Consider the following 8,000-nt stretch of genomic DNA (forward strand, 5'->3'; position numbering starts at 1 on the left):
CGCCTGCCAGCCTTGCTGGAACAGCTTCTCGCGCACTTCGGGAGTGCGCGCGATCTCGCTGAGGACGGTGGACAGGCGGGCCCGCACCGCCGCCGGCATGCCGACGGGCGCGGCAAAGGCATTCCAGATCTCCAACTCGAAATCGCGCACACCGGCCTCGGACAGGCTCGGCACCTCCGGCACCAGGGTGCTGCGCCCGGCGGAAGTCACGCCGATGCGCTTGAGCTTGCCGGCGCGCTCCTGCGACAGCGCGAGCGCCGGCGGCAGCAGGGCCATCTGCAGCTGGCCGCCGCCCATGGCGGTGGCGACCTGCGGGTAGCCGGGATAGGGCACGTGCACCGGGTCGATGCCGGTGCGCGCCTTGAGCAGTTCCGTGCCCAGGTGGCCCACGGTGCCGACGCCGGGCGTGCCGTAGCTCCAGCGGTCGCCGGCGCTGCGCGCGGCCTCCAGGAAGGCGCGGGCGTCGCCGCTGGCCGGCACGTCCGACTGCCCGACGGCCGCGGTCAGCACCAGCGGCGAGACACCGATCAGGGTCAGCGGAGCGAAGTCGCGCGCCGGGTCGTAGGGCACCTGGGGATTGATCAGGCGGGCGATGGTCAGGTTGCCGTTGATGAACAGGCCGATGGTGTGGTCGTCGCGCGCCTTGGCCACGGCGTCGGCGCCGATGTTGCCGCCCGCGCCGACCTTGTTCTCCACGATGACGGGCTGGCCCAGCACCTTGGCCAGCGGCTCCGAAAAGGTGCGCGCCGTCAGGTCCGGCGAGGAACCTGCCGGGAAGCCGACGATGATGCGCACGGTCTTGGTCGGCCAGCCCGGCGTGGCGGGCGCACCCTGGGCGGCAGCCAGACCGCAGCTGGCGGACAGGCCGAGTGCGGCAAGGGCGAGCAGGCTGCGTCGGGCGGGGGAGGGGCGAGGCATGGAAGGGTCTCCTGTGGTGGTCGGACCGGCGGCGCGGGGCGGCCGGCCGCAGAAATGAATCCGGGCGCGCATCCCCGTCGCGAAGGGGATGCGCGCCCGGATTATGGGACCGCGCGCGGGAAGGTCGCCCGAGCTCAGGCGTACTCGGCCAGGGCCTTGCGCATTTTCTTCATTGCCGCCACTTCGATCTGGCGGATGCGTTCGGCACTCACGCCGTAGTCGGCCGCCAGCTCGTGCAGCGTCATGCCGCCCGAGCCATCGTCGTTCACGTGCAGCCAGCGTTCCTCGACGATGCGCCGGCTGCGCGGATCGAGGGTGTCGAGCGCCTGGGCAATCCCGTCCGTCGCCAGCCGGTCGCGCTGGCGCGACTCGAGCATCGCGGTGGGCTCGTGGCGCGGGTCGGCCAGGTAAGCGATGGGGCCGAAGGCCTGCTCGCCGTCGTCGCTGGGGGAGGGGTCGAGCAGGATGTCGCCGCCCGACAGGCGCGTCTCCATCTCGATGACCTCCTCGCGCTTGACGTTCAGCTGCTCGGCCATCAGGTCGATTTCCTGCTCCGAGAGGGTCTCGCGATGCGTATCGGCATCCAGCGCCTCGGCCTTGAAGCCCTGCTTCATGGAGCGCAGGTTGAAGAACAGCTTGCGCTGGGCCTTGGTGGTCGCCACCTTCACCATGCGCCAGTTCTTCAGGATGTACTCGTGGATCTCGGCCTTGATCCAGTGCATGGCGTAGCTCACCAGCCGCACGCCCTGGTCCGGATCGAAGCGCTTGACGGCCTTCATCAGGCCGACATTGCCCTCCTGGATCAGGTCGCCGTGCGGCAGGCCGTAGCCCAGGTACTGGCGCGAAATCGAGACCACCAGTCGCAGGTGCGAGAGCACCAGCCGGCCGGCCGCCTCGACACTGCCCTCGTCGCGCAGCTGGCGCGCATAGCGTTGCTCCTCCTCGTGCGTGAGCAGCGGCAGGCGATTGACGGCAGTGATGTAGGCGTCCAGATTGCCCAGCGGGGGCACGACGGCCCATGCGCTGGCGGGCGCCAGCGAATTGCTCGCGGAAGGGGCAGCCTGGAGGGTCATGGCGTTGGTCCTTTCGTGATGTGGATCGTTTTGGTAATTTCGTTGGTTCATGTTAGCACTCGATTGGATAGAGTGCTAATCCCAAAGTTCCCCGCCCGCGGCAGGGGCGGGATGCGAAAAGCGGGGCGGTGTGCCACACTGCAGGCATGCACCCAGCCCCTTTTCCCGCCACCGTGCTCATGGTGACGACCACCGTGGCCAGCGCCGCCGATGCGCAGCGCCTCGCTGCCGGGGCCGTCGGCGAGCGCCTCGCGGCCTGCGTGCAGGTCGAGCAGATCGCTTCCCACTATGTCTGGAAGGGCCGCCCGCATGACGAGGCCGAGTGGCGCCTGGCGTGTAAGACGACGGCGCATGCTGCGCCTGCCCTGTGCGCCTGGCTGCGCGCCCAGCATCCTTACGAGGTCCCGCAACTGCTGGCCCAGCCGGTGCAGGCCAGCGAAGACTATGCGCAGTGGGTGACCGAGCAGGTGCAGGCCGCGCCCGGCGACTGAGGCTTTCAGGCCAGCAGCGCCTGCGCGAACTCGCGCGCGTCGAAGGTCTGCAGGTCTTCCACCCGCTCGCCCACGCCGATGAAATAGACCGGCACGGGGCGCTCCTGCGCGATCGCCGCCAGCACGCCGCCCTTGGCCGTGCCATCGAGTTTGGTCACGATCAGGCCGGTGAGCTGCAGCGCCTCGTCGAAGGCGCGCACCTGGGCGAGCGCGTTCTGGCCGGTGTTGCCGTCGATCACCAGCAGCACCTCGTGCGGGGCGCTGGGCTCGGCCTTGGTGATGACCCGGCGGATCTTGGAGAGTTCCTGCATCAGGTGCAGCTGGGTCGGCAGGCGCCCGGCCGTGTCCACCAGCACCACGTCCTTGCCGCGTGCCCGGCCGGCGTTGACGGCGTCGAAGCTGACGGCGGCGGGGTCGCCGCCTTCCTGGCTGATGATCTCGACCGTGTTGCGCGTGGCCCAGACGCCGAGCTGCTCGCGCGCGGCGGCGCGGAAGGTGTCGGCGGCGGCCAGCAGCACGCTCTGGCCATGGTCCGCCAGGTGGCGGGTGAGCTTGCCGATGGAGGTGGTCTTGCCGGCGCCGTTCACGCCCGCGACCATGATCACGGTAGGGGTGTGCTCTCCGATGACCAGCGGTTTTTCCAGCGGGCGCAGCAGGTCGGCCAGCGCATCCGCAAGCAGCGCCTTGACGGCGGCGGGCTCGGTCGCCTTGGTCTCCTTGACGCGGCGGCGCAGGTCGGAGAGCAGGTGCTGCGTGGCCTTGACGCCGGCATCCGCCATGAGCAGGGCGTCCTCCAGCTCCTCGTAGAGCGCCTCGTCGATCTTCGTGCCGGTGAAGACCGTGGCGATGCTGGTGCCGGTCTTGTGCAGGCCGGAGCGCAGCCGCTCGATCCAGTTCTGGCGCGCCGCCGCCTCGGGCAGGGGCTTGTCGGCGGGTTCGGGCACGGCCGCGGATGCGGCGTCCTGCTGCGCGTCCGGTCCGGCGCCGAAGGATTTCTTCAGCCAGGCCATGGCACCCGAGCCCGGGGCCGCCGCAGTCGCAGCAGGCCCGGCGGCTGCGGGGACTGGTGTGGCAGGCGCGCCCGTCGCGGCAGGGGCGGGCGGGGGCGCAGCCGTTTCGGGGGCGGAGGTTTTTTTCTTGAAGAAGCTGAACATTGGCGGGTTCTTAGAATCGCAGCCATTCTATGAAACGCGCTCTTTCCCTCATGGCCCTGCTGGCAGGCGTGCCGGCGCTGGCCCAGCCGCCCTCCCCACCGCCCGCTGCCGCGGCGCCGGCGCCGCTCGCCCGGCCGTTCCAGGCCGCCACGGCCAGCGGTGCCCAGCAGTTCACCCTGGCCAACGGCATGCAGCTCATCGTGCAGCCCGACCGGCGCGCCCCCACGGCGGTGCACATGGTCTGGCTGCGCGTGGGCGCCATGGACGAGGTGGACGGCACCTCGGGCGTGGCGCACGTGCTCGAGCACATGATGTTCAAGGGTTCGAAAAGCGTGCCGCCGGGCGAGTTCTCGCGCCGCGTGGCTGCGCTGGGCGGGCAGGAAAATGCCTTCACCAGCCGCGACTACACGGGCTACTACCAGCAGATCCCGGCCCACCGGCTGGCGGACGTGATGCGCCTGGAGGCCGACCGCTTCGAGCACAACCAGTGGCCCGACGAGGAATTCCGGCGCGAGATCGAGGTGGTCAAGGAGGAGCGCCGCATGCGCACCGAGGACCAGCCGCGCGCCGCGCTGATCGAGCAGCTCTTCGCCCATACCTTCATCGCCTCGCCCTACCGCCGGCCGGTGGTGGGCTGGATGAGCGACCTGGACGCCATGACGCCGGACGATGTGCGCGCCTTCCATGCGCGCTGGTACGCGCCGTCCAACGCGGCGGTGGTGGTGGCGGGCGATGTGGATCCGGCCGAGGTGCTGGCCCTGGCGCAGCAGACCTACGGCCGCATTCCGGCGCGTGCCCTGCCGGCGCGCAAGCCGCGCGAGGAGCCCGAGCAGAAGGGCCTCAAGCGCATCCACTTCAAGGCGCCGGCCGACCAGGCCTATGTGGCGCTGGCCTTCCATGTGCCGCGCCTGGCGCGGGTGGACGGCCTGGACGCATCGGACCGCGACGCGCTGGCCCTGCTGGCGCTGTCGGCGGTGCTCAGTGGCTACGACGGCGCGCGGCTGCAACGCAGCCTCACGCAAGGGGCCGATCGCGTGGCGGACAACGCCGGCAGCGACGCCTCGGTGGTCGGGCGCGGGCCGGGCCTGTTCCTGCTCACGGGCGTGCCGGCCGCGGGCAAGCGCGCCGAGGACGTGGAGCGGGCGCTGCGCGCGGAGGTCGAGCGCGTCGCGCGCGAGGGCGTGAGCGCGGCGGAGCTGGCGCGCGTGACCACCCAGTGGGCGGCGGCCACGGTCTACGCCCGCGATTCCCTGCAGGCGCAGGCCATGGACCTGGGCAGCAACTGGGTGCAGGAATTGCCGCTGGATGCGGACGAGCGGCTGCTGCGGCTGCTGCGTGGCGTGACGCCCGCGCAGGTGCAGTCGGTGGCGGCGCGCTACTTCGGTGACGACCGCCTGACCGTCGCCACGCTCGTGCCCCAGCCGCGCGCGCCCGGGGCGGAAAGCACGCCGCCGCCCGCCGCCGCAGAGGGCGCCGACGGGCGCGTGCACTGATGTTTGGCGAAGAGGAATGCCGTGAACACCAACCCCCTGATTGCCTTCATGCGCCGCGCACTCGTGCTGCTGGCGCTGCTGCAGCTGCCTTCGGCGTGGGCGCTGCTGCCCATTGAGCACTGGAGTGAGGCGAACGGCGCCCGCGTCTGGCTGGTGCACAGCCCGGCCATTCCGATGGTCGACGTGCAGGTGGACTTCGACGCGGGAACGCGCCGCGACCCGGCGGCGCAGGCCGGCCTGGCGAGCGCCTTCGCGCTGATGAGCAGCAAGGGCGTGCGCGCGGGCGGCCCGGACGAGCCCGCCATGGACGAGAACGACCTGGGGGAGGCCTGGGCCGACCTGGGGGCCGCCTTCGACGCCGGTGCCGAGCGCGACGCGCTGGCGTTCTCGCTGCGCTCGCTCACCGAGCCGGACTTGCTGGCGCGCGCAGTGCGGCTGGCGGCGCGCCAGCTCGGCGATTCGGAGTTTGCCAACTCCGTGTGGCAGCGCGAGCGGGCACGCTGGCAGGCTGCCATCCGGGAAGCCGATACCCGCCCCGGCACGGCGGCGGTCAAGGCCTTTCACCGCGCGGTGTTCGGCGAGCATCCGTATGGCCAGTTCGCCACCGCCGAGACGCTGGAGCGCATCGACGTGGCAGACCTGCGGGCCTTCCAGGCACGCTATCTGCTGCCCTGCCGCGCGCGCGTGGCGATCGTCGGCGCGGTGGACCGCGCCCAGGCCCAGGCCCTCGTGCAGGCGCTGCTCGCGCGCCTGCCGGACACCCGCCCGCAGGACTGCGCGCCGCTGCCGGAGCTGCCGCAGGTGCAGCCGCTCGCCCAGGGCCACCAGATCGACATCCCCTTCGCTTCGGCGCAGGCGCACGTGCTGATCGGCCAGCCGGGCTTCGCACGGCGCGACCCGGACTTCCTGGCGCTGCTGGTGGGCAACCACATCCTGGGCGGAGGGGGCTTCACCTCGCGCCTGACCACCGAGGTGCGCGAGAAGCGCGGGCTCACCTACGGCGTGTACAGCCAGTTCTCTCCCGGCCTGCAGGCCGGCGCCTTTGCCGTGGGGCTGCAGACGCGGCCGGACCAGGCGCTGCAGGCGACGCAGCTCAGCCGCGAGGTGCTCGAGCGGTTCGTTGCCGAGGGGCCCACCGAGGCCGAGCTGCGCGCCGCCAAGGACAACCTGGTGGGCGGCTTTGCGCTGCGCATCGACAGCAACCGGAAACTGCTGGCCAATGTGGTCAACATCGCCTGGAACGACCTGCCGCTGGACTACCTGGAACACTGGACGGAGCGCGTGGAGGCACTCACCGTGGCGGATATCCGCGCGGCGCTGCAGCGCAAGCTGCAGCCCGACCGGATGGTCACGGTCACCGTCGGGGCGCAGCCGGCTGCGGGCCGGCCATGAGCGGGCGGACGCGCCGGGCCACGGCGGCCCCCCGCGCACCGCGCGCTCCCGCGCAGGCGCCGGGCGAGGTGCGCATCATCGGCGGCCAGTGGAAGCGCAGGCGCCTGCCCGTGCCTGACCGGCCGGGCCTGCGCCCGACGCCCGACCGGGTGCGCGAGACCTTGTTCAACTGGCTGGGCCAGGACCTCACGGGCTGGCACTGCCTGGACGCCTTCGCCGGGACCGGGGCGCTGGGCCTGGAGGCCGCCTCGCGCGGCGCGGCGCCGGTGCTGCTGGTCGAGCAGGACGCGGGCCTGGCGGCGGCGCTCGTGCGCACGGCAGAGCGCCTGGGCGCCGCGCAGGTGCGCGTGCAGCGCGGCGACGGGCTGGCGGCGTTGCGCACCGCCGTGCCGGGCAGCCTGCACCTGGTGCTGCTCGACCCACCGTTCGGGCAGGAGGCCTGCTTCGAGCCGGCGCTGCAGGCGGCAGCCCGCGCCCTCGCGCCCGACGGCTTTGCCTACCTGGAGGCGCCGCGGCGCTGGAGCGAGGACGCGCTCGCTGCGCTCGGCCTGGCCGTGCACCGCCACCTCAAGGCGGGCGCCGTGCATGCCCACCTGCTGCGCCCTGCCGGGCGGGCTGCATAATCCCCGCATCCCGGCACCCTACTGTCACCGCCATGCCGCACGTGCTTGCCGTCTATCCCGGCACTTTCGATCCGATCACGCTCGGCCACGAGGACGTGGTGCACCGCGCCGCCCAGCTGTTCGACGAGCTGATCGTCGCCGTGGCGGCCGGGCACCACAAGAAGACCCTGTTCAGCCTGGACGAGCGCATCGCCATGGTGCGCCACGCCGTGCGCGGCTACCCGCAGGTACGGGTGGAGAGTTTTTCTGGCCTGATGCGCGATTTCATCGTCGCGCGCGGCGCCAAGGCCATGGTGCGCGGGCTGCGCGCCGTGACCGATTTCGACTACGAGTTCCAGCTCGCCGGCATGAACCGCCACCTCATGCCGGAGGTCGAGACGGTGTTCCTCACGCCCAGCGACAAGTTCCAGTTCATCAGCAGCACCTTCGTGCGCGAGATCGCCTCCCTTGGCGGAGAGGTCGACAAGTTCGTCTCGCCGGAGGTAGAAGACGCCCTGCGCGTGCGGCTGCGGCGCGGCTGAACGCCGTGCCCGCTGCAGCTGTGCGGCGGGCAGGCACAAAAACGCCGCCCGAAGGCGGCGCTCCTGCAAGGCGCGCTTCCCTCAGGGGCGCACCACGATGCTGTTGCGCACGTTGCGCACATGCTTGGTGTTGCGCGCGATGGCTTCGGCGCGGTCCTTCTCGGCCTGGGACTTGGCGAAGCCCGAGAGCTGCACCGTGCCGTTGAGCGTCTCCACGCTGATCGAGGTGGCGGCAACGGTCTTGTCCTCGGCCATCTTGGCCTTGATGGCGGTGGTGATGCCTGCGTCGTCGACGTATTCGCCGACGGTCTGCTGCTGGCGGGCCACCGAGCAGC

9 protein-coding genes are annotated in these 8,000 nt (G+C 71.7%); 5 read left to right on the forward strand and 4 right to left on the reverse strand.

All coding sequences use genetic code 11. The features are described 5' to 3' along the window. Together A612_RS12880 and rpoH are read right to left on the reverse strand one after the other, a co-directional pair. A partial coding sequence (locus A612_RS12880; protein WP_019374879.1) for a Bug family tripartite tricarboxylate transporter substrate binding protein occupies positions 1-918 on the reverse strand: 918 nt, incomplete at its 3' end. Positions 919-1,052: 134 nt separating this feature from the next. Beyond that, complete coding sequence (gene rpoH, locus A612_RS12885; protein WP_019374880.1) at positions 1,053-1,991, reverse strand: RNA polymerase sigma factor RpoH; 939 nt, start codon at positions 1,989-1,991, stop codon at positions 1,053-1,055. A gap of 146 nt (positions 1,992-2,137) precedes the next feature. Between rpoH and cutA the strand changes: the two genes are divergently transcribed. Beyond that, positions 2,138-2,482, forward strand: coding sequence for a divalent-cation tolerance protein CutA (cutA, locus tag A612_RS12890; RefSeq protein WP_040436859.1), 345 nt, complete (start codon positions 2,138-2,140; stop codon positions 2,480-2,482). 5 nt (positions 2,483-2,487) lie between these two features. On the opposite strand, the gene ftsY is transcribed toward cutA, so the two are convergent. Further along, positions 2,488-3,636 carry a signal recognition particle-docking protein FtsY gene (gene ftsY / locus A612_RS12895; RefSeq protein WP_040436860.1) on the reverse strand — a complete coding sequence of 383 codons (1,149 nt, stop codon included), beginning with the start codon at positions 3,634-3,636 and terminating at the stop codon, positions 2,488-2,490. 29 nt (positions 3,637-3,665) lie between these two features. Here ftsY and A612_RS12900 point away from each other — a divergent pair, with 29 nt between their 5' ends. From A612_RS12900 to coaD, 4 genes are read left to right on the forward strand one after another with little or no spacing between them, the layout of a single operon-like run. After that, a complete protein-coding gene (locus tag A612_RS12900) occupies positions 3,666-5,129 on the forward strand; it encodes a M16 family metallopeptidase (protein ID WP_040436861.1) in 1,464 nt (487 codons plus the stop codon). A 48-nt stretch (positions 5,130-5,177) separates the two neighbouring features. Continuing rightward, the gene (locus tag A612_RS12905; RefSeq protein ID WP_040436864.1) at positions 5,178-6,521 is read left to right on the forward strand and encodes a M16 family metallopeptidase; all 1,344 of its coding nucleotides are present in this window, start codon (positions 5,178-5,180) and stop codon (positions 6,519-6,521) included. After that, the gene (gene rsmD, locus A612_RS12910; RefSeq protein WP_040436863.1) at positions 6,518-7,144 is read left to right on the forward strand and encodes a 16S rRNA (guanine(966)-N(2))-methyltransferase RsmD; all 627 of its coding nucleotides are present in this window, start codon (positions 6,518-6,520) and stop codon (positions 7,142-7,144) included. The genes A612_RS12905 and rsmD overlap by 4 nt, the downstream gene beginning before the upstream one ends. 32 nt (positions 7,145-7,176) lie before the next feature. Next, positions 7,177-7,665 carry a pantetheine-phosphate adenylyltransferase gene (gene coaD, locus A612_RS12915; RefSeq protein WP_019374886.1) on the forward strand — a complete coding sequence of 163 codons (489 nt, stop codon included), beginning with the start codon at positions 7,177-7,179 and terminating at the stop codon, positions 7,663-7,665. An 81-nt stretch (positions 7,666-7,746) separates the two neighbouring features. On the opposite strand, the gene A612_RS12920 is transcribed toward coaD, so the two are convergent. Continuing rightward, positions 7,747-8,000, reverse strand: a 254-nt coding sequence (locus A612_RS12920) for a BON domain-containing protein (RefSeq protein ID WP_019374887.1), incomplete at its 5' end; no start/stop codon positions are given.

The organism is Melaminivora alkalimesophila (assembly GCF_000282995.1).
GTDB classification, from domain to species: Bacteria; Pseudomonadota; Gammaproteobacteria; order Burkholderiales; family Burkholderiaceae_C; genus Melaminivora; species Melaminivora alkalimesophila.

Coding starts and splice junctions, on each gene's coding strand:
- rpoH (WP_019374880.1), bottom strand. CDS start 1,991: ATGACCCTCCAGGCTGCCCCTTCCGCGAGCAATTCGCTGGCGCCCGCC.
- cutA (WP_040436859.1), top strand. CDS start 2,138: ATGCACCCAGCCCCTTTTCCCGCCACCGTGCTCATGGTGACGACCACC.
- ftsY (WP_040436860.1), bottom strand. CDS start 3,636: ATGTTCAGCTTCTTCAAGAAAAAAACCTCCGCCCCCGAAACGGCTGCG.
- A612_RS12900 (WP_040436861.1), top strand. CDS start 3,666: ATGAAACGCGCTCTTTCCCTCATGGCCCTGCTGGCAGGCGTGCCGGCG.
- A612_RS12905 (WP_040436864.1), top strand. CDS start 5,178: ATGCGCCGCGCACTCGTGCTGCTGGCGCTGCTGCAGCTGCCTTCGGCG.
- rsmD (WP_040436863.1), top strand. CDS start 6,518: ATGAGCGGGCGGACGCGCCGGGCCACGGCGGCCCCCCGCGCACCGCGC.
- coaD (WP_019374886.1), top strand. CDS start 7,177: ATGCCGCACGTGCTTGCCGTCTATCCCGGCACTTTCGATCCGATCACG.